Source organism: Parasphingorhabdus sp. (genome assembly GCF_048267785.1).
Lineage (GTDB): Bacteria > Pseudomonadota > Alphaproteobacteria > Sphingomonadales > Sphingomonadaceae > Parasphingorhabdus.
This window is the reverse complement of sequence record NZ_JBLWWU010000001.1, coordinates 384,391-405,231: the sequence shown is the minus strand read 5'-3', so window position 1 is coordinate 405,231 and position 20,841 is coordinate 384,391. Positions and strand designations below refer to the sequence as shown.

The window sequence follows — 20,841 nt, the reverse complement described above, 5'->3', positions numbered from 1 at the left end:
AAAAAAAGGCGGCCGATTAGGCCGCCTTTTTTGCAAGCAGATTTTGACCTAGGCTGCTGCCGCCTGACGTGACGCTTTCTTGCGATCGTTCGGATCAAGATAGCGTTTGCGCAGACGAATGTTCTTCGGTGTGACTTCGACCAGCTCGTCATTGTCGATATAGGCAATGGCCTGTTCCAGTGTCATGACCTTTGGCGGGGTGAGACGAACCGCATCATCCTTTCCGGTGGAACGGAAGTTGGTGAGCTGTTTCGATTTCATCGGATTAACATCAAGATCGCCCGGCTTTGCGTTTTCGCCAATGACCATGCCTTCATAGACAGGAATCTGGCCGCCGACGAACAGGATGCCGCGTTCTTCCAGCGCATTGAGCGCATAGGGAACCGTGTTCCCGGTGCCGTTCGACACCAACACGCCGACCGGGCGGCCTTCGATCACGCCCTTATAGGGGCCATATTTTTCAAACAGCCGGTTCATGATGCCTGTGCCGCGCGTGTCGGACAGAAATTCGCCGTGATAACCGATCAGGCCGCGTGACGGGGCAGAGAATGTCAGCCGCGTTTTTCCGCCGCCGGAAGGACGCTGTTCGGTCAGTTCCGCTTTGCGGCGCTGCATTTTTGAAACGACGGTGCTGCTATGTTCATCATCCACGTCGATAACGACGGTCTCATATGGCTCCTGTCGTTGGCCGCCTTCTTCGCGATAAAGTACGCGCGGACGAGAGATGCCAAGTTCAAAGCCTTCGCGGCGCATCGTTTCGATCAGCACGCCGAGCTGCAATTCGCCGCGACCGGCGACTTCGAAACTGTCCTTGTCATCGCTCTCGGTCACTTTGATCGCGACATTGGATTCTGCCTCGCGGAGCAGGCGATCACGGATGACGCGACTGGTGACCTTGTCGCCTTCGCGGCCGGCCATCGGGCTGTCGTTGACCGAGAAGTTCATCGACAGGGTTGGCGGATCAATCGGCTGTGCGGCAATTGGTTCGGTTACCGAGGGATCGCAAATCGTGTTGGAAACCGTTGCGTCGGTCAGCCCGGCCAGCGAGATAATGTCGCCAGCTTTGGCACTTTCCACAGGAACGCGCTCGAGACCGTTAAAGGCCATGATTTTTGTTGCACGGCCGGTTTCGACAACCTTGCCATTCATATCAATCGCGTGAATCGGCATGTTCAGGTTGATTTTTCCGCTTTCCACCTTGCCGGTCAATATGCGGCCCACGAAATTATCGCGGTCGAGCAGGGTGACAAGAAATTTGAAAGCAGCTTCGGGATCGACATCCGGCTCGGGCACATGTTCGATAATTTTGTCGAGCAACGGAGAAAGATTGCCTTCACGGACATCGGGCGTTTCGCCGGCATAGCCGTTGCGACCGCTGGCAAAGAGCGACGGGAAATCAAGCTGTTCGTCATTGGCGTCGAGATTGACGAACAGGTCGAACACTTCGTCGAGCACCTCTTCAGCGCGACCATCGGGACGGTCGATCTTGTTGACGACAACAATTGGCTTCAAACCGAGTGCGAGAGCTTTGCCGGTGACGAATTTCGTCTGTGGCATCGCGCCTTCGGCGCTATCGACGAGCAGGATAACACCGTCGACCATCGACAAGATGCGCTCCACTTCGCCGCCAAAGTCGGCATGGCCCGGTGTATCGACAATATTGATCCGCGTGCCTTTCCACTCGACGCTGGTGCATTTTGCGAGAATCGTGATTCCGCGCTCTTTTTCCAGATCGTTTGAATCCATCGCCCGTTCCTCGACACGCTCGTTTTCACGAAATGTGCCGGACTGGCGGAAAAGCTGGTCAACCAGCGTGGTTTTGCCGTGATCAACGTGCGCAATGATTGCGATATTGCGAAGGGACATATCAAATTCTACCGTAAGAGAGGATAGGGCGGCGGTAAGCAAAGCCCCAATATTGCCGCGCCCTTAGCCTGTTTGGTGCTGCACCGCAACATCTGAAAGCTTGCCAAATCAATCTTGGCGATCCATTTGGCGCTACCACGATGCAAACCTTTCGCTTGATCCTCATCGATAAATTCATCTGGCTGCTCAGCGGAGCGGTCCTGCTGGCGACGCTTGTACCCGTGCAGGGGCAGGCGAAGGATATTGCCTCGATTCTGTTCAACGCCGGTATTTTTCTGGTATTTCTGCTTCATGGTACCCGTCTCGAACGGCATGAGGTGAAGGCCGGACTGGCCAATATCCGCCTGCAAGGGACGATATTCATATGGGTATTTGGTGTGATGCTCGGGATCGGCCTGTTGCTTTCCAAAGCGGTCGATCAGATTCTTCCGGCCGATGTCGCTCTGGGTTTTCTGTTTTTGGGTGTGCTGCCGTCCACAGTCCAGTCGGCGACCAGCTATTGCGCTATAGCCAGGGGCAATGTTGCCGCCTCTGTGGTCGCCAGCGCCTTCATAAATCTGGTAGGTGTATTTTTGTCGCCGCTACTCTTTGCGTTGTTTGCCAGTGCGGCGGGCGTGGATATTACTAGCGAAACCATCGTCAAACTGACGGTAATATTGGTGCTGCCATTCGTTCTCGGGCAGACCTTCCAGAAATGGCTGCGGCCCTGGATCATGCAGCACAAGGAGCTGACCGGCTGGATCGATCGCGGTGCGATTGCGCTGGCGGTCTATGTATCCTTTTCCGCAGCGATCATTGCCGGTATGTGGACCCGGGTGAGCGGCGTGGAATTCATCTGGCTGGCTGCAGCGTTGCTGCTCTGGCTGGGATTGGCCTTTGGCGGTGCCTGGCTGCTTGGTGGCTGGATGGGATTCGCGCGGGCAGACCGCAAGACCTTGCTTTTTTCCGGCGCGCAGAAAAGCGTTGCCATCGGCGCTCCGATTGCCGCGATCATCTTCGTACCCGAGCGTGCGGGGCTGGTGATATTGCCGCTGATTTTCTATCATCTGGCGCAATTGTTCCTGTCGGCACCGGTTGCGGTAAGATTGGCCGGGGATGAGGACTGAGGAGCCGTCATCCGTTCGTCCTGAGCCTGTCGAAGGACATTTCAAGACCATAGGCGCACTTCGACAAGCTCAGCGCGAACGGTGGTATCTACAGTTCTCTTAGCGCCCGCGCTGGTTTGGCGGACAAGACCGGAATAGAACCCAGCAAACCAATTCCCAGCGTTGCAACCGCGCCGATGCCCAGCGTCAGCAGGACGATGCCCCAATCGGGCTGCCAGGTGAACTCGAAAATCTGGGTGATCACGAACCATCCGGCAAAGAGGCCAAGCCCCAAGGCGACTGCGGACAACAGAAAGGCCAGCAGCGCATATTCAATCGCCTGCACCGTCAATATCTGGGCCCGCGTGGCACCGAGCAGTTTCAGGATGACGCTGTCATAGACCCGGGCCTGACGCGATGCGGCGATTGCGCCGATCAGCACCGCGATGCCCGAGAATATCGCGATCGAGGCGGCAGCGGCAATGGCCGTTGCCATCTGGTCCAATATGTCGCCGATCTGGGACGCGATTTCCTTGACCTTGACCATCGAGATGGACGGGAATTCCTTGGGCAGGATATTGAGGAGAGTGTCTTCTTTCGCCGTGTCCATCTGGATGGTCGCCGCGACATTATGCGGCACATCGGCCAACACGTTTGGCGGAAAGACCAGCACGTAATTAAAGCCGAAATTGCGCCAGTTGACCTTGCGGAAAGAGGCTACCTTTGTCGGTATTTCGACGCCGAGCAGGCTGACGGTCAGGCTGTCGCCGATCTTGAGGCCCATTGCGGCGCCTTGCTCTTCGTCAACCGAGACCAGAGGCGGCCCGTCATAATCTTTCGCCCACCACTCGCCCTCGACGATCTCGCTGCCTTCGGGGATGGTCGCGCTATAGGTGAGGCCGCGATCGCCGCGCAGCACCCAGGCGCCTTCCGGCAGGGTTTCGAGTTCCGATACGCGCCGGCCACGAAATTCTGTGATCGATCCGCGCAATGTCGGTACGATATTCACGTCGGCCGCTGTGGAAGTCTCGGCGACCTTGGAACGGAACTCGTCCGCGCGTTCAACCGGAATGTCGAGCACGAAAAAACTGGGCGCATCGCGCGGCACCGTCGACTGGATTTCGTTGGTCAGGCTGGTCTGGATAGCGGCCAATGTGGCGAACAGCGTCAGGCCTAGACCCAATGCCACAACCAGCTGGCCCGTCTGTGCCCCGGGACGATGAAGGCTGGTGAGGGCGAGCCGCATGAGCGGATGTTTCGGTCGCGGCGCTTTGCTGGCCAGCCAGCGGATCAGCGCCCCCAAGGCCGTGAGCAGCAGCAGGATAGTGGCCGCCGCGCCGATGAAGGAGGCCGAGAACAGAGGCTCGTTGGCCGTGCCCAGGGCGAGCGCTATGATCGCCGTTATTGCGAGGCCAACACCAATCCAGCTTTGCCGGTCAATCTGACGCCAGGATTTGCCTTCTCCGCGGATGATGCCCGCCGCCGCGATGGTTTTTGCCCGCGACAAGGGGGGTAGGGCGAAGATTACGGCAATAAGCAGCCCGTAGAGCGCGCTGACCAGCAGCGGCAGTGGATAGATGGCAAATTCCGGCTTGATCGGCAGAACGTCGCCGGCGATCTGGATGATGGCCAGCGGCGCCAGAGCGCCAATCACAAGGCCGAGCGCGATCGCGCCCAGCGCCACTGCCATGATCTGGAACAGGTAGATGCGAAAGATCATAGCGCTGTCCGCGCCCAAAATCTTCAGCGTCGCAATCGCACCCTGCTTGCCGCGCAAATATGAGGCGACACCATTGCCGACACCGATCCCGGCGATCACCAGCGAGGCCAGCCCGACCAAAGTCAGAAACTGTCCCATGCGTTCGATAAAGCGTCGCGTGCTGGGCGCGCCATCGTCGCGGGTCTTGGTCTCCCACGAAGCGTTGGGGAATTGTTCGGAAAGCCGGTCGCCGATTTCGCGCGGAACCGCTGTTTCAGGCAGTTTGAGTCGATATTTGCTTTCAAACAGGCTGCCGGGCTGGATCAATTGAGTGGCGCGCAGGCCTTCGAGCGATGTGATCGCCACGGGACCGAGAGAAAGGCCTTCGCTAAGCCGGTCGGGCTCTTCCGCGATGATGCCGGAAATGGTGAAGCTGGCCTCGCCAAAATCAATCTTGTCGCCGGTTTTCAGAGACAGGCGTTGCATCAGGGCAGGGGTGACGTAGATGTCCTGTGGTCCGGGCGCAGATACCCTCTGGCCATTTTCGAGCGTGAAATTGCCATAAAGCGGGTAGTCGTCATCGACGCCCTTCAGTTCGACCAGTTGCGTGTCGCTGCCATCGGGCAAGCGTGCCATAGCCTGCATGCGCAGCGTTTCGGAGAGGGTTCCCGCCTGCTTGAGAGCAGCCAGTTCCTCGCTAGTGGCTTCGCGCTGCGCAACCGCGATCTCCAGATCGCCGCCCAAAATCGCTTGGCCACGATTGGCCAGTTCATCTGTAATCGCGTCGGTCAGACTGCCGATGGCGGCCAAAGTGGCCACGCCAAGAAACAGGCAGATGATCAGCAGCCGGAGCCCGACGAACCGCCCCCGCAGATCGCGGCGGGCAATGGTCCAGGCTTTGCCCAGTTCCGCGCTCACGCGGCGCTGTCCCGTTCGATCAGACCGTCGCGGAGTTCGATAATCCGGTCGCAGCGCTTGGCCAGTTCCGGATCATGGGTGATGATCAGCAGCGTCGCTGCGGTCGCTTTCTGGCGGTCGAACAATAATGTAATGATTTTCTCGCCCGTAGTTCCGTCAAGATTGCCAGTCGGTTCGTCTGCAAAGATGATCGTTGGCCGTGACGCCATCGCCCGGGCTATGGCAACGCGTTGCTGCTCGCCGCCGGAAAGCTGGGTCGGATAATGGCCGAGACGGTCGCCCAGGCCCACTGCGGTCAGTTCCTTTGCGGCTATTTCGAAAGGATCAGACTGTCCGTCCAGTTCAAGCGGCACCGCTACATTTTCCAATGCTGTCATCGTCGGGAGGAGGTGGAAGGCCTGCAACACGATGCCGACCCTTCCGCGTCGCGCAACTGCCAGTTGATCCTCGTTCATCGCTCCAAAATCAGCTCCGGCAATATCGACCGAGCCGCTGGTTGCCCTTTCAAGACCGGACAGGATCGCCATCAAGGATGATTTTCCTGAACCTGAAGGCCCGAGCAATGCAACCGTCTTGCCTTCCTCGATCGACAGATCGATGCCGCGCAAAATATCGACGCGCGCGGTTCCTTCCCCCAAAGACAGGGTGACATTCCTGGCTGCAATGGCGATATGGGGTTCAACTGCGGCGGCGTCGCTCGATGCGGCGTTTTTCTGGATCATGTGGGTAAGGATATCCGATGTTGAAGAATTTTATTTTATATGGGTTCACTCTGTCGTTTCTGCAACTTTTGATCGCTTGTGGTCCCGCGCCGGACGGGGAACAAGCTGTTCTCAAGGACGTAGACACGGGCGCGACGGAAGCTGAAGGCGATCAGGTGGCGGAAGGCAAAGAAGCCGAAATCCTGATTGTCGCTTTTGGCGACAGTCTCTACGCCGGCTATGGTCTGGACCAGAAAGAGGGCTTTGCGCCGGAACTGCAGGCCGCCCTGACGGCAGCGGGCAAGGACGTCCGGGTCCACAATGCCGGCGTGTCGGGTGACACCACGGCTGCCGGATTGCGACGGATGGACTTCGTGCTCGACAGCCTGTCGCGCAAGCCGGATCTGGTGATCTTGGGGCTGGGCGGCAATGATCTGCTGCGCGGTCTGAAACCCGCGGATACGCGCGCCAATATGGAAGCGATGGTCAAGAAGCTGCAGGATCGCGATATCCCGGTGATGCTGACCGGCATGCTCGCTCCGCCCAATCTGGGCGCGAAATTCAGCGATGAATTCAATGTCATCTATCCTGCGCTTGCCAAGAAATATGATGTCGCGCTCTATCCGTTTTTCATGGACGGGGTGCTGGGGAATCCCGATCTGTTCCTGCCCGACGGGCTGCATCCTACCGCAGAAGGCATTGATATCATCGTCGGCAAGATCGCGCCGCAGGTGGCGGAATTGCTGGAAGGCTGAGTCTTGTTGGAAATTGGAAGATATGGAAGCATGTTGCGCCGTTGTTCAAAAACTGTATTATTTTACTAATACAGCAGTTGAAACGCTTGAAAAGCGGGGCATTTGCATCCATTTATAGAGAAAGCCCCGCACTGGTGCCGGGGCAGGGAGGCTGAACAATATGGCGACCGAAACAATCACTGCGACCGAAGATCTGAAATTGACCCCGCCCGAGCCAGTGGCTGCGGTTGCGCCCGAAAAAGCCTCCGGCCTCGTACCGGTGGGTGACGAGATAAAGTCGAAACTGGAAGAAAAAGTCGACAATTTTATCGACGATTTGATCGCCCAGGACGAAAACAGCCCCGAATTCGGCAAAAAAGTGGACCAGATTACCAATATGGGCCGCAAGGAAATTGCCGAAGCGGCGGGCCAGTCCAACCGATTTCTTGATCGCCCGATCCGCACGATGGATGAAGAAAGCGGCATTGGATCCGACCTCGCGGAGTTGCGTCGCACGGTCGAGGATCTCGATCCCGGCAAGCGTGGCAATCTGACAACCAAGAAGAAGCTGTTCGGGATCATTCCGTTCGGCAACAAGATGCGCAACTATTTCGATGGCTATAAAAGCGCGCAGGGTCATATCGGCTCGATCCTCGACCGGCTTCGGTCGGGCAAGGACGAACTGCTGATGGACAATGCGGCGATTGATGTCGAACGCAAGAATCTCTGGGCAGCAATGGGCCGGCTGGAGCAGATGATCCACGTTTCCAAGGTCATGGACCAGAGGCTGGAAGACAAGGCCGCCGAACTGGACGCTACCGACCCGGGCAAGGCCAAGGCGATCCGCGAAAGCGCGCTTTTCTACGTACGCCAGCGGACCCAGGACCTGCTCACCCAGATGGCGGTCACCGTGCAGGGCTATCTCGCTCTCGATCTGGTCAAGCGCAACAATGTCGAACTGGTCAAGGGCGTCGACCGGGCGAGCACAACGACCGTGGGCGCGCTGCGCACCGGTGTGACGGTTGCCCAGGCACTGACCAACCAGAAGCTGGTTCTCGACCAGATCAGCGCGCTCAACACCACAACGGCCGGCGTGATCGATAGCACCAGCGAGATGCTGAAGAACCAGACCGGCCAGATTCACGAGCAGGCTGCGTCCTCAACCATTCCGCTCGAAACGCTGCAACGGGCTTTCCAGAATGTCTATGACACGATGGACAATATCGACACGTTCAAGCTGAAGGCGCTGGAAAATATGAAAGCGACGGTAAATTCGCTGTCCGGCGAAATCGAAAAGTCGAAAGGCTATATTGCACGGTCCGAAGGGCAGGCGAAGGCGCAACTGGAAGCACCGTCCGAAAATCCCCTGTCGGCTTTGGAGGAATAGAGCCTGGTGTCCGAATCCAATCAGCAAGTCTTTGACAACGCCGCCCGGGCGCTTCGCGATTCCCAGTTTCGACGTTCGATCGGCAATCGCTCCCATCAGTTGAAGCGCGGTCATTTCTTCAAGAAACTGGGCCGGGCTGCTCTGTGGACGGTGGGCGTCCTCGTCGGCGCGAGCATTGTCGGTGGCATATTGAGCGGCATCGGGTTCTGGGGTGTGATGATTTCCGCCGGATTGATCGGCGGCGGCATCTGGGCGTCGATGAAATTCCCGAAAATGAAAATACCGACACCAGAAACGATCATAAAGTCCGATCTCAAATCATTGGCAGGAAAGACAGAAATCTGGCTGGAAAACCAGCGTCCGGCCCTGCCAGCGCCAGCGGTCCAGATCGTCAACGGCATCGGTGTCCAACTTGATATGCTGTCACCGCAACTGCAGAAGCTCAACGAGGGTGATGCCGCGGCCTATGAGGTGCGCAAGCTGGTTGGCGAACATCTGCCCGAACTGATCAATGGCTATCGTGCGATTCCTGTCTCGATGCGGAGCAAAGCGACGGACAGCGGAAAATCGCCAGACGAACAGCTGATCGGAGGGCTCTCGCTGATCGAGAAGGAAATTGCCGGCGTTACCCAGCAGATCGCCAAGGGCGACATCGACAATCTGTCTATCCGCGGACGTTATCTCGAACTCAAATATGACCGGAATGCCGAAGCGGAATAAGGTCGGTCAGGCGTGTTCTTCTTATATTCTGTCGAGCGGCAGGCCGGCCTGAGCTAATCGGGCGGACTCCGCGTCAGTTGCTGGAAAACCGAAAGCCGGTCAGCGACCTGCCAGTGGCCGGTGAGTCGGTCTCCATCAAACCCGTATATCGTCAGGCCGGTCATCGTGATTTTTCGGCCTGTTGCCGGGATTCCGGGAATATCTCCCAGATGGGTTCCTGACCAGGTCCAGACGACGGCAATTTCATTGCCTTCCTCAACCATCTTCTCGACATGGAAAATCTGATCGGGGGCCATCGCCCGCGACTGGACAAGACGGTCCTGGAAGCCCTCGATGGACAGTGTCTGGCCATCCCAGGGGTCACCAGGGTCATTGTGAATTGTATAGCTGTCTGCCAGATATTGATCCACGGCATCGACCTTTCCATCGGTCCATACATCCTTGAGGAAATCGGCAAGTATCTGCTTGTGGGGTGACTGCAGGTTTTCCATCATCATAGCTCCAATATCATATGCGGTTCACCATTTGACGTTCGAGCGGGTGAAACCCCGCTATGGTCAACCGTACAGTTCAGACGCCTGCGGAAATTGGAAAAGGAATCAAAGGTCACCACGTCGATCGCCCGTTCCAGCTGGATCGACACATGATAAAGCTGACCCAGTCTGATCGTCCGGATGCCCGCGATCTCGCCCTGAAATGCCTGTCCCAGATATCGACCGCTGACGGTGTCACCCAGACCCAGTTTTTCAAATGCGGGACGATTGGAGGCGGAGGCGTGCAGTGTATTCCAGTCCTTGAAACCTCTTTGATGCGCGATCATTTCAAGCGACTTGCTATGCGATATCGGCGCAGAGTCGGTTGCCGTTTCAGACCGCAAACGGCGAGCCTCCTGTTTCAATTCCTTTAATGAAAGGTTCTTTTGTCGAAGGGAATTCATATCATATCTCATTCACTACAAAATATGCTTCGATATAATGGTGCCTGCATTGCCATCCTGAAGCATGTTCTGGACATGACGAGATGTATTTCTGCGGGGAGCTTCACCAAGACTATTGTCGGCAGGCGGCGGGTGTCCCGAACCACGTCCTGAATATTGCCGACGCGATATCAAGTCAACAGGCTTGATAGTGCTGTTCGGAACCAATCATTGCGAACATTGTGATAATGTAATCCGGGACCCCGCTCGTTGCTGACAGAATTGCCCCGATCCGCTTCTCCTCCAAATCGACAGTGTCATTTCGGCATGCAAAATCTATTTCGGGCAGATATCATTGTCTGATGGGAGAGGGCCGGATATCGAAACTGCTGGTCCGGATTAGAAGCGGGGCCTGATGCGATCTGGCGGCCTGCTCCAGCTCGACCACAGGCCTGAAAACCCTTTCGGTTTTCGCCCGATGAGAGTAGCTGCTCGGGAGCGGCGCAGGGCCGGGGCGCAATAATACTTTTGAGCCTTTCGCAACTCTTGACTTTAAAATACGCCGAAATCCATCTAGAAGCACGTTAATTACAAAAAATCCTATCGAAATATAAGGACGGAATATGAGTTTCCCGCCACGGCAAGGCCTGTACGATTCAAACAACGAACATGACGCATGCGGCGTCGGTTTTGTCGCGAATATTGAGGGTGAGAAATCGCATCTCACGGTCAAACGTGGACTCGAGATTCTGGTCAATATCGATCACCGCGGTGCGGTCGGTGCCGACCCGCTGCTGGGTGACGGTGCCGGGATATTATTGCAGATTCCAGACGCGCTGCTGCGGGATTGGGCGGAAACCGAAGGGCTGACCCTGCCGGCTGTCGGGGACTATGCCGTTGCGATGTGTTTTGTTCCGTCGGACCCGGCTGAAGCGGAATTTGCGACGACACATTTTGAACGATTCATCGCCAAGGAAGGGCAGGTCCTGATCGGCTGGCGCGACGTGCCGATCGATACAACCGGCATCGGTAAAGCCGTGCTCGACCAGATGCCACTGATTCGCCAGATGATCGTCGGCAAAGGCGAATCGATCGCCGATCAGGACGCATTCGAACGCAAAATCCTCGCGATCCGCAAGCAGGCGCATAATCCGCTTGATGGCCTTGCCGAAAAAATGGGAATGCCGGGCCTGTCCGAATTTTATATGCCGTCATTCTCGACCAGAACGATTGTCTACAAGGGGCTGCTGCTCGCCGATCAGGTCGGATCCTTCTACAAGGATCTCAACAACCCGCTGACCACATCAGCCGTGGCGATGGTCCATCAGCGCTTTTCGACCAATACATTCCCGTCGTGGAAACTGGCGCATCCCTATCGTTTCATCGCGCATAATGGCGAGATCAACACGGTAAGGGGCAATGTCAACTGGATGAACGCCCGTCGCCGGACGATGGAGTCCGATCTGTTGGGCGCCGATCTCGACAAGATGTGGCCGCTGATCCCGCACGGCCAATCCGATACCGCCTGTCTCGACAATGCCCTCGAGCTGCTGATCGCCGGCGGCTATTCGCTGCCCCACGCGGTGATGATGCTGATTCCCGAAGCCTGGGCCGGCGATCCGACGATGGACGCCGATCGCAGAGCCTTTTACGAATATCACGCCGCACTGATGGAGCCATGGGATGGCCCGGCTGCGGTCGCCTTTACCGACGGGCGGCAAGTCGGCGCGACACTGGACCGCAACGGTCTGCGTCCGGCCCGTTTCTGCGTCACCGACGACGGCCATGTGATCATGGCGTCGGAATCCGGCGTGCTTCCGGTCAAGGAAGACAATATCGTCCGCAAATGGCGCTTGCAGCCCGGCAAGATGCTGCTCATCGACATGGAGCAGGGCCGGATCATCGAAGATGAAGAGATCAAGGCCGATCTCGCCAAAGCCAAGCCATATGCAAAATGGCTGGAATCCACGCAATATAACCTGAAAGACCTCGATCTCGACGATCTCGACGATGTCGATGCACAGACAGCAACAGGAGCGGGCGACCCAGCGACGCTGCTTGATCGTCAGCAGGCATTCGGGTTCACGCAAGAAGATATAACCAAATTTCTGGAACCTATGGCCAGTGACGGCATGGACCCGATTGGATCAATGGGCACCGACACGCCAATTGCCGTTCTATCCGGCAAACCGCGCTTGCTCTACGATTATTTCAAACAGAATTTTGCCCAGGTGACCAACCCGCCGATCGATCCGATCCGCGAGGAACTGGTGATGTCTCTGGTCTCGATGATCGGGCCGCGTCCCAATCTTCTCGGTCATGATGCCGGGACGCACAAGCGGCTCGAAGTTGACCAGCCGGTACTGACCAATGCGGATCTGCTGAAAATCCGCTCGGTGGAAGAGGCTCTGGATGGCGCTTTCCGGACCGAAACCATCGATATCACCTGGGATGCCGAGACTGGCGCTGCCGGTCTCGAAATGGCACTCAAGGAAATGTGCTGGGCGGCAACCGAAGCGGTGCTCGCCGATCGCAATATTCTCATTCTTTCCGACCGCGCCAAAGGGGCGGACCGGATTGCGATGCCGGCCCTGCTGGCAACCGCAGCCGTCCACCATCATCTGGTCCGTCAGGGCCTGCGAATGCAGACCGGACTTGTCGTCGAAACCGGTGAAGCACGGGAAGTGCACCATTTCTGCGTGCTGGCGGGATATGGAGCCGAAGCGGTCAATCCCTATCTGGCGTTTGAAACGCTGGAGGAAATCCGCGTTCGCCGTAATCTTCCTTTTACGACGCAGGAGGTGGAGCAAAATTATATCAAGGCCATCGGCAAGGGCATTTTGAAGGTCATGTCGAAAATGGGCATCTCTACCTATCAAAGCTATTGCGGCGCGCAGATTTTCGATGCGGTTGGCCTGTCGAGTGAATTTATCGAGAAATATTTCACCGGCACAGCAACCACGATCGAAGGCGTCGGGCTTGCGGAGATCGCCGGAGAGACCGTCTATCGGCATACCGAAGCCTATGGGAATAATCCGATCTACAAGAACATGCTCGATGTCGGCGGTATCTATGGGTACCGGATTCGTGGCGAAGATCATGCCTGGACGCCAGCCAATGTTGCGAATCTGCAGCATGCAGTCCGCGGCAATGATCCGAAAAACTACGCCGAATTCGCCAAGTCGATCAACGAACAGAGCGAACATCTGCTGACCATTCGCGGGTTGATGCAGCTTGAAAAGCTCGACGAGCCGCTCGACATCGATGAGGTGGAGCCTGCAAGCGAGATCGTGAAACGCTTTGCCACGGGCGCGATGAGCTTTGGTTCGATCAGCCGGGAGGCCCATACCACGCTCGCGATTGCGATGAACCGGATCGGCGGAAAATCCAATACCGGAGAAGGTGGCGAAGAACCGGATCGCTTCATTCCGATGGCCAATGGCGACAGCATGCGCTCTGCGATCAAGCAGGTCGCCAGCGGGCGCTTTGGCGTCACCGCCGAATATCTCGTCAATGCCGACGATATCCAGATCAAGATGGCGCAGGGCGCGAAGCCCGGCGAAGGCGGGCAGCTGCCCGGCAGCAAGGTCGACAAGAATATCGGCAAGGTTCGCCACTCGACCCCGGGCGTTGGCCTGATTTCGCCGCCACCCCATCATGACATTTACTCGATCGAGGATCTCGCCCAGCTGATTCATGATCTGAAAAACGTCAACACCGGCGCGCGCATCTCGGTGAAACTTGTTTCCGAAGTGGGCGTCGGCACGGTTGCTGCCGGTGTTTCCAAGGCGCGGGCGGATCACCTGACCATTTCCGGCTATGACGGCGGCACCGGCGCTTCGCCTTTGACATCGCTGACTCACGCCGGTTCGCCATGGGAAATCGGTCTGGCGGAAACGCAGCAGACCTTGCTGCTCAACGGACTGCGGTCGAGAATATCGGTGCAGGTCGATGGCGGTCTGCGCACTGGTCGCGATGTTGCCATCGGGGCGCTGTTGGGGGCCGACGAATTCGGTTTTGCTACCGCACCGCTGATCGCCGCGGGCTGCATCATGATGCGCAAATGCCATCTCAATACCTGTCCGGTCGGCGTCGCAACGCAAAATCCGGAATTGCGCAAGAAATTCACCGGACAACCGGAATATGTGATCAACTATTTCTTCTTCGTCGCCGAAGAATTGCGTCAGATCATGGCCGAGATGGGCTTCCGCACGATAGAAGAAATGGTCGGGCGCGTCGACAAAATCGATATGACAAAGGCGCTGGACCACTGGAAAGCGGAAGGGGTGGACCTGTCACGCTTGTTGCATCAGGTCGTGCTTGATGAGGGAGAACCGTTGCACCATACGATAATGCAGGATCATGGTCTTGAAGCTGCACTGGATAAAGACCTGATCGCGGCAGCCGCTCCGGCTCTGGACAACGGCCAGACCGTCAAAATCGAACGCAAGGTGAAGAACGTCAACCGGACGGTCGGCGCGATGCTCTCGGGTGAAGTCGCTAAAAAATATGGCCACGCGGGTCTGCCGAACAACACCATCCAGCTATCGTTCGAAGGCGTTGCAGGCCAGAGCTTTGGCGCGTTTCTGGCGCACGGGATATCGGCCGAACTGGTCGGCGATGCCAATGACTATGTCGGCAAGGGGCTTTCCGGCGGTCGCGTCGTGGTCAAGCAACCGACCCATGTCGATCGCAATCCGACCGAGAATATCATCGTCGGCAATACCGTGCTTTACGGCGCGGTTGCCGGTGAAGCCTATTTCAACGGTGTTGCCGGCGAACGCTTTGCCGTGCGCAACAGCGGCGCGGTTGCGGTTGTCGAGGGCACCGGCGATCATGGCTGCGAATATATGACCGGTGGTGTCGTCGCCGTGCTGGGCAAGACGGGGCGCAATTTCGCGGCCGGCATGTCCGGCGGTGTCGCCTATGTCTATGACGAGGACGGTCTGTTCCGTCAGCGCTGCAACATGGCGATGGTCGATATCGAGACGATTGATGCCGACGCGGATGATGGCGAAGGCACGACCTTGCCACAGCAGCTTCCCGTCGATGTCAGTGACTATGGCATGGGGGACATGCTCTATCATGATGCCGCGCGATTGCGGATATTGCTGGAGCGTCACAAGCTCCATACCGGCAGCAGAAGGGCAACCGAAATTCTCGACAACTGGGACGAGGCTCTTGGTCGCTTCGTGAAGGTCATGCCGCGCGACTATGCCGCAGCGCTGAAACAACTCGAAGCCGAGCGTCTCGACGCTATCGTTGCTGCAGAATAATTGAAGATATTGGAGTAGACCGTGGGTAAAGTAACAGGCTTTCTCGAGATTGATCGCAAAGAAGCGACTTATGCCGATCCAAAGGAACGGCTGACCAACTATCGGGAATTCACCATTCCGTTACCGGAAAAGGATCTCAGAGATCAGGCAGCACGCTGCATGGATTGCGGTATCCCTTACTGCCATAACGGCTGCCCGGTGAACAATCTGATCCCGGACTGGAATGATCTGGTCTATGAAGGTGACTGGAAAAACGCGCTGGAATCCCTGCAATCGACCAATAATTTCCCGGAATTTACCGGCCGCATCTGTCCCGCGCCTTGCGAAGCCGCCTGCACGCTGAACATCGACGATGTACCGGTGAACATCAAATCCATCGAATGCGCCATTGTTGATCGTGGATGGGAAGAAGGCTGGATAACACCCCAGATTGCCGAAGAAAAAACCGGAAAATCGGTCGCGGTTGTCGGCTCTGGCCCCGCCGGCATGGCGTGCGCCCAGCAGCTCGCCCGCGCCGGCCATAATGTCACCCTGTTTGAAAAGAGCGACCGGATGGGCGGCCTGCTTCGCTATGGCATCCCCGACTTCAAGATGGAAAAGCATCTGATCAACCGCCGCCTCGTGCAGATGGAAGCGGAAGGCGTCGAATTCCGGACCAGCGCCGAAGTCGGTGTGACCGTTTCGGTGGAATCGCTGCAGGAAAATTACGATGCCGTGGTCATGTCCGGCGGGGCGGAAAAGCCGCGCACGCTCGATATTCCCGGCTATGAAATGGCCGGCGTGCGTCTGGCAATGGAATTCCTCGCGCAGCAGAACAAGCGCAACGCCGGCGACGATGAAATGCGCGCCGCTCCGCGCGGTACCATCACCGCGACCGGAAAGCATGTCATCGTCATCGGCGGCGGCGACACCGGGTCGGATTGTGTCGGCACCTCCAATCGTCAGGGCGCCGCTTCGGTCACCCAGATCGAAATCATGCCCAAGCCGCCCGAGAAGGAAGACAAGACCTTCTCATGGCCCGACTGGCCGCTGAAACTGCGGACCTCGTCCAGCCATCTCGAAGGCTGTGAACGCGACTGGTCGATCCTCGCCAAACGGGTCGTCGGGACCAACGGTGAAGTCGAAGGCCTCGAATGTATTCGTCTCGAATGGGTCGACGGCCAGATGCAGGAAATCGCCGGCAGTGAGTTCACCATCAAGGCCGATCTGATCCTGCTCGCCATGGGTTTTGTCGGACCACGCAAAATGGGGCTTGTCGACCAGTCGGAAGTGGAGCTGGACGCGCGCGGTAATGTTGCTGCCAATGTTACCAGCTATGCCACCAGCAAGCCCGGCATTTTCGCCTGTGGCGATATGCGCCGCGGCCAGAGCCTGGTGGTATGGGCGATCCGCGAGGGCCGTCAGTGCGCCCGCGCGGTCGACTTGCAGTTGATGGGCGAAAGCCTGTTGCCGCGCTGAGAGAGCGACTGTGGCGACTGCCTTGGCGATCTGGTTTTACGGAGCCATCTGCATAGCCGCTCTGCTTGTGCCTATTCGGCAAAGCCTGGCGGTGATCGGTCTCGGCATTCCGCTATTTCTGGTCGCGGGACTGCTGCATTTCCTGACCGGCGGACGGACGCGCGCACGCGGAATCGTTCCTGCCGGCTGGTATCAGTTATTTCTCCAGCGCTTGCTCCTCGAACCGGTGAGGGAAGAAATAAAAACAGCCGGTCAGCTTCCGCCCCAAAAAATGATCACATGATCAATCCTAGCCTAACAGCCGAAATGTGTGCAAAAGCAGACGTTGTTCACTGCAAGCTATCAAGTTGCAGTTTTACTGCTCATTTTTTCACCGATAGCATTCCCAATCAATAGCGAGGTAGGGCAATCTCCGGGGCCGTCCTGCTTCAGTCATCTGCGAAAACAATGTCTTCTGGCACTTCCGTTTCGACAGTAATACCCATCCGCTGCAAGGCCTCTTGGGCAAACACACCGCCTTGTTTGGCAGACATAGTGTAATATCTGATTGCTTCATTTTTGTTTTTGAGCCTGTACTCGTAGATGAAGCCAAGCCTGACCTGGGCTGATTGGTCGCCCTGCTGGGCAGCGATCCGATAATATTTGATAGCGTTTGGATAATCGACAAATCTAGGATCGGGAGAATCTATTTGATTGTCAAATAACTCTATTTTTCTAAAAGGATAACTGCGTGCAAACTCATAAATATCTCCAAGCAGATAAGCGTGGGCTTTAGCGCCATTGTCAGTCGCATATTTCAGGTATTTTTTAGCTTCAGCATAATTTTGTTTAACCCCTCTACCGTAGTAGTAGAGTGACCCAAGGGAGGCATGCGAGTTCAGCTCTCCAAGGCGAGCGGCTTTATGATACCAGTAGGAAGCTTTCGTATATTCTGACGGGTTTTTGGAGCCTCTTTTATAGTATTCAGCAGCTAGATTGTGCATACAACTTCGGCTGCCTTCGTCAGCACAAATCTGATTGAATTGGAGAGCGAGAAGAGAATTTTTCTTAAAATTGTGCATGCCAATGGAATATGCGGCTCCAACCAGTCTGGCGGCGCGGGAATCTCCAGCTTTTGCCAAATCAATCAATGTTTTCTTGTCGTATAATTCGAGTGCAGAGGCCAATATTTCCGTTGAGTTGGTGTTTTGCCATCGCTCTTCATCAAAGCCATCTAAAAATTCGCTCAATTCTGAAGCGGAAGAACCTGCAAGCCGTCCAGTTTTGCAGTCTCTCACCTCACAATAGGCGGTAAGGGCAATGCCTTTTCCGGTTTCGCCTTCGAGAACAGTATTGATGAAAAGCAGAGAAACAGATGCAAGGATTGCGACAATGATAGCCGACTTCTTACCGCCTTGCATGATGTGAACACCAAGGAATGACAGGCCAGCAAATCCGGCGACAGCAAAAAGTTCAAATATTCGAACCCACATCATAGATTGGTAGCCCCAAAACGCGAATGATGATTGTTAGCCCGAGATTGCACCAACACAAGTGTGTTTAGCGCCGCCATTGTACTGCAGACAAACTTAGCGTCCGCTACCTGGATTTTTCTGCCATCAATCCTTGCAAGTTTCAATGTCCGCTAACCACCCACTTGCGCTCATTCACATTATCGGACTTTCACTTTCGGCAAGCGCGAAGGGAGAGTTGGCTTTGCCCAATTGAGGGGGCACTTCGGCGCTTGTCGACGGGGAAACCATCGTCAATCCAATGTGTTATCGCGAATAGGGATTCCCGTCGCCGTGCGAGGCCAGTCGGGAATGCGCTGAGCCCAAAAACATCGGCTGCGCGAATTGGGAGCGCACCAGGTCGCATTGATATAAATTTATCAAAACCAACGATTTATATGAGAAAAATTGGATCCCCCGTGAGGATTCGAACCTCAATTAACGGAGTCAGAGTCCGTGGTATTACCATTATACGACAGGGGAGTGCCGGTGCGGGGCAATAGGCAGCGCGCGGCTTTTGGTCAAGCCTTTTGGTGCTATTTTGGTCGTGACGGACTTTCCCGTTCCAGGGCGTTTTTACAATTATATCCCGCCTGACCCGAAATTGTGGCGAAACGGAGCTTTGTGATGGCCAATAAATCGCGATATTCCGCCCGGATCGCTTCCGCGGGGCGTAATTTGCAGCCGCATGTCATGTTTTACGTGGAACAAGGTTACCGGCCCTTGCGTCACGGGGGCCGTATCGTTATCTTCAAGGGCAAGTACCGGCGGTATTATCCGATCCGGAGAACATAAGAGTTACGGTTATGGCGGATCGAGTGTCCCCATCGCCGCAAGATGTAACAGGCGGGTCATCCGCAAGGAAATCCCGCCCAAACCATGCGGCGACACATAAAGGTCAGAGTCGAACTGCGCCTCCGGTCCATCCGGGAACGGCGCGTTGGCCCAAATTGCGGTCCTATGCGGCGATTGATCTGGGCACCAACAACTGTCGGTTGTTGGTGGCCAAACCTTCATCAGACGGTTTCATCGTTACCGATGCCTTCTCGCGCGTCGTGCGTCTGGGCGAGGGGTTGGTAGAAACGGGCCGGATCAGCAGCCGGGCGATGGACAGGGCGGTCGCCGCCTTGTCGATCTGTGCCGACAAGCTGCGCCGTCGCAATGTGACGCTCGCCCGATCGGTGGCCACCGAGGCTTGCCGGCAGGCGAGCAATGGTGACAAGTTCATTGAACGGGTCCGCCGTGAAACCGGGATCGCGCTCGACGTGATTACCGCAGAGGAAGAAGCGCGGCTGGCCGTACTTGGCTGTCAGATATTGCTTGAACCCGGCGAAGGCCCGGCGCTCATTTTCGATATTGGCGGCGGGTCGACTGAACTCGTGCTGGTCGACACGACCGGCTCGGCACCGGAAATTATCGACTGGCTGAGCGTCCCGTGGGGTGTGGTCTCACTGACCGAAAGCGAGAAGTTCAATGCCGATGATCCTGTCGCGCGCGGCGAAGCCTTTGCCAATATGCGGAATCGGGTGGCAGATAGTTTCGCCGGTTTTGCTGAGCGATTGCCGCGGCCCGACGAGTGTGACTACCGTTTGCTGGGCACCAGCGGTACGGTGACCACCTTGGCCAGCCTGCACCTGAAATTGCCGCAATATGACCGGAAGGTCATCGACGGCCTGATCGTTCCGGCAGAATCGATGCGGGAAATCAGCAATATGCTGGCGCATGTTTCACCGGACGAGCGGGCCGATATTCCATGCATAGGGCGGGAGCGTGCCGATCTGGTGGTCGGCGGCTGCGCGATTTTGGAATCGATTCTGGATATCTGGCCTGCGTCCCGTGTGGGCGTGGCGGATCGCGGCATTCGCGAGGGCATATTGCGCTCGCTGATGTCGGCCAACGAACGGCGCATCGTCCGATGAGCCGGGGACGATCAGGAACCAGGCAGCGGGTCAAGACGGCCAAGGGCCGCAAAATCGGATCGACGCGCTGGCTCGAACGACAACTCAATGATCCCTATGTCAAACAGGCGAAGGCAGAGGGCTATCGCTCGCGTGCCGCCTATAAATTGCTGGAGCTGGACGAACGGTTCAAACTGGTGCGCAGCGCCAGGGCGGTGGTCGATCTCGGCATCGCGCCGGGTGGCTGGGCCCAGGTGATACGCAAATATTCGCCCAAGGCCGCGATCGTGGGAATTGATCTGCTTGATGTCGACGCGATCGAGGGGGTTACGATTTTCAAGATGGATTTTATGGATGAAGCCGCGCCGGATATGCTGATCGAAGCGCTGGGCGGCAAACCGGATCTGATATTGTCGGACATGGCTGCCAATACGGTCGGCCATCAGCAGACCGATCATCTGCGGACAATGGGCCTGGTCGAGGCGGCCGCCTATTTTGCGGTTGAAAATCTGCAAAAGGGTGGAAATTTTGTCGCGAAGGTATTGGCGGGCGGAACCGACAATGATCTGCTGACCTTGCTCAAGAAGCATTTTGACGTGGTGAAACACGCCAAGCCACCAGCGAGCCGCAAGGGATCGTCAGAATGGTATGTGATCGCCCAGGGGTTCAAGGGTAACCCCGATCCAGCCTGAT

The 20,841-nt window shown here is 56.7% G+C and carries 15 protein-coding genes and 1 tRNA gene; 9 read left to right on the top strand and 7 right to left on the bottom strand.

Annotated elements, in window-relative coordinates; translation table 11 throughout:
* Positions 1 to 48: 48 nt before the first annotated feature.
* Positions 49 to 1,866: a translational GTPase TypA gene (gene typA, locus ACN0VD_RS01865; protein ID WP_417590992.1), complete on the bottom strand. Its 1,818-nt coding sequence runs from the start codon at positions 1,864 to 1,866 to the stop codon at positions 49 to 51.
* Between the two features lie 140 nt (positions 1,867 to 2,006).
* Between typA and ACN0VD_RS01860 the strand changes: the two genes are divergently transcribed.
* A complete protein-coding gene (locus ACN0VD_RS01860) occupies positions 2,007 to 2,972 on the top strand; it encodes a bile acid:sodium symporter family protein (protein ID WP_417590990.1) in 966 nt (321 codons plus the stop codon).
* An 88-nt stretch (positions 2,973 to 3,060) separates the two neighbouring features.
* On the opposite strand, the gene ACN0VD_RS01855 is transcribed toward ACN0VD_RS01860, so the two are convergent.
* Complete coding sequence (locus ACN0VD_RS01855; protein ID WP_417590988.1) at positions 3,061 to 5,568, bottom strand: ABC transporter permease; 2,508 nt, start codon at positions 5,566 to 5,568, stop codon at positions 3,061 to 3,063.
* Positions 5,565 to 6,290 carry an ABC transporter ATP-binding protein gene (locus ACN0VD_RS01850; protein ID WP_417590986.1) on the bottom strand — a complete coding sequence of 242 codons (726 nt, stop codon included), beginning with the start codon at positions 6,288 to 6,290 and terminating at the stop codon, positions 5,565 to 5,567. The genes ACN0VD_RS01855 and ACN0VD_RS01850 overlap by 4 nt, the downstream gene beginning before the upstream one ends.
* Before the next feature lie 17 nt (positions 6,291 to 6,307).
* Here ACN0VD_RS01850 and ACN0VD_RS01845 point away from each other — a divergent pair, with 17 nt between their 5' ends.
* The 3 genes from ACN0VD_RS01845 (at position 6,308) to ACN0VD_RS01835 (ending at position 9,110) form a co-directional block, all read left to right on the top strand.
* On the top strand, positions 6,308 to 7,024 hold the full coding sequence (locus ACN0VD_RS01845; protein WP_417590984.1) for an arylesterase: 717 nt from the start codon (positions 6,308 to 6,310) through the stop codon (positions 7,022 to 7,024).
* A gap of 160 nt (positions 7,025 to 7,184) precedes the next feature.
* Entirely contained in the window at positions 7,185 to 8,390 is a 1,206-nt protein-coding gene (locus ACN0VD_RS01840; protein WP_417590982.1) for a toxic anion resistance protein, read from the top strand.
* A gap of 6 nt (positions 8,391 to 8,396) precedes the next feature.
* Complete coding sequence (locus ACN0VD_RS01835; RefSeq protein WP_417590980.1) at positions 8,397 to 9,110, top strand: hypothetical protein; 714 nt, start codon at positions 8,397 to 8,399, stop codon at positions 9,108 to 9,110.
* Between the two features lie 53 nt (positions 9,111 to 9,163).
* On the opposite strand, the gene ACN0VD_RS01830 is transcribed toward ACN0VD_RS01835, so the two are convergent.
* Together ACN0VD_RS01830 and ACN0VD_RS01825 are read right to left on the bottom strand one after the other, a co-directional pair.
* Positions 9,164 to 9,607: an ester cyclase gene (locus tag ACN0VD_RS01830; RefSeq protein WP_417590978.1), complete on the bottom strand. Its 444-nt coding sequence runs from the start codon at positions 9,605 to 9,607 to the stop codon at positions 9,164 to 9,166.
* On the bottom strand, positions 9,604 to 10,047 hold the full coding sequence (locus ACN0VD_RS01825) for a glyoxalase superfamily protein (protein WP_417590976.1): 444 nt from the start codon (positions 10,045 to 10,047) through the stop codon (positions 9,604 to 9,606). Before ACN0VD_RS01825 ends, ACN0VD_RS01830 begins: the two co-directional genes overlap by 4 nt.
* A gap of 602 nt (positions 10,048 to 10,649) precedes the next feature.
* On the opposite strand from ACN0VD_RS01825, the gene gltB reads away from it, so the two are divergent.
* Genes gltB through ACN0VD_RS01810 form a run of 3 tightly spaced genes read left to right on the top strand, consistent with a single transcriptional unit; the run spans position 10,650 to position 17,043 of the window.
* A complete protein-coding gene (gltB, locus tag ACN0VD_RS01820) occupies positions 10,650 to 15,302 on the top strand; it encodes a glutamate synthase large subunit (protein ID WP_417590974.1) in 4,653 nt (1,550 codons plus the stop codon).
* Positions 15,303 to 15,323: 21 nt separating this feature from the next.
* Positions 15,324 to 16,760 carry a glutamate synthase subunit beta gene (locus tag ACN0VD_RS01815; protein WP_417590972.1) on the top strand — a complete coding sequence of 479 codons (1,437 nt, stop codon included), beginning with the start codon at positions 15,324 to 15,326 and terminating at the stop codon, positions 16,758 to 16,760.
* A 10-nt stretch (positions 16,761 to 16,770) separates the two neighbouring features.
* Entirely contained in the window at positions 16,771 to 17,043 is a 273-nt protein-coding gene (locus ACN0VD_RS01810) for a hypothetical protein (RefSeq protein ID WP_417590970.1), read from the top strand.
* Positions 17,044 to 17,188: 145 nt separating this feature from the next.
* Here ACN0VD_RS01810 and ACN0VD_RS01805 read toward each other — a convergent pair whose 3' ends face one another.
* Both ACN0VD_RS01805 and ACN0VD_RS01800 read right to left on the bottom strand, forming a co-directional pair.
* Complete coding sequence (locus ACN0VD_RS01805) at positions 17,189 to 18,235, bottom strand: tetratricopeptide repeat protein (RefSeq protein WP_417590968.1); 1,047 nt, start codon at positions 18,233 to 18,235, stop codon at positions 17,189 to 17,191.
* Positions 18,236 to 18,659: 424 nt separating this feature from the next.
* Positions 18,660 to 18,733, bottom strand: a tRNA-Gln gene (locus tag ACN0VD_RS01800).
* 323 nt (positions 18,734 to 19,056) lie between these two features.
* On the opposite strand from ACN0VD_RS01800, the gene ACN0VD_RS01795 reads away from it, so the two are divergent.
* Positions 19,057 to 20,169: a Ppx/GppA phosphatase family protein gene (locus tag ACN0VD_RS01795; protein ID WP_417590966.1), complete on the top strand. Its 1,113-nt coding sequence runs from the start codon at positions 19,057 to 19,059 to the stop codon at positions 20,167 to 20,169.
* Positions 20,166 to 20,840: an RlmE family RNA methyltransferase gene (locus tag ACN0VD_RS01790; protein ID WP_417590964.1), complete on the top strand. Its 675-nt coding sequence runs from the start codon at positions 20,166 to 20,168 to the stop codon at positions 20,838 to 20,840. The genes ACN0VD_RS01795 and ACN0VD_RS01790 overlap by 4 nt, the downstream gene beginning before the upstream one ends.
* Position 20,841 lies beyond the last annotated feature (1 nt).

Excerpts from the sequence above, each read along its gene's own strand:
- typA (WP_417590992.1), bottom strand. The coding sequence starts at position 1,866 with ATGTCCCTTCGCAATATCGCAATCATTGCGCACGTTGATCACGGCAAA.
- ACN0VD_RS01860 (WP_417590990.1), top strand. The coding sequence starts at position 2,007 with ATGCAAACCTTTCGCTTGATCCTCATCGATAAATTCATCTGGCTGCTC.
- ACN0VD_RS01850 (WP_417590986.1), bottom strand. The coding sequence starts at position 6,290 with ATGATCCAGAAAAACGCCGCATCGAGCGACGCCGCCGCAGTTGAACCC.
- ACN0VD_RS01845 (WP_417590984.1), top strand. The coding sequence starts at position 6,308 with ATGTTGAAGAATTTTATTTTATATGGGTTCACTCTGTCGTTTCTGCAA.
- ACN0VD_RS01840 (WP_417590982.1), top strand. The coding sequence starts at position 7,185 with ATGGCGACCGAAACAATCACTGCGACCGAAGATCTGAAATTGACCCCG.
- ACN0VD_RS01830 (WP_417590978.1), bottom strand. The coding sequence starts at position 9,607 with ATGATGATGGAAAACCTGCAGTCACCCCACAAGCAGATACTTGCCGAT.
- ACN0VD_RS01825 (WP_417590976.1), bottom strand. The coding sequence starts at position 10,047 with ATGAATTCCCTTCGACAAAAGAACCTTTCATTAAAGGAATTGAAACAG.
- gltB (WP_417590974.1), top strand. The coding sequence starts at position 10,650 with ATGAGTTTCCCGCCACGGCAAGGCCTGTACGATTCAAACAACGAACAT.
- ACN0VD_RS01805 (WP_417590968.1), bottom strand. The coding sequence starts at position 18,235 with ATGATGTGGGTTCGAATATTTGAACTTTTTGCTGTCGCCGGATTTGCT.
- ACN0VD_RS01795 (WP_417590966.1), top strand. The coding sequence starts at position 19,057 with ATGGCGGATCGAGTGTCCCCATCGCCGCAAGATGTAACAGGCGGGTCA.
- ACN0VD_RS01790 (WP_417590964.1), top strand. The coding sequence starts at position 20,166 with ATGAGCCGGGGACGATCAGGAACCAGGCAGCGGGTCAAGACGGCCAAG.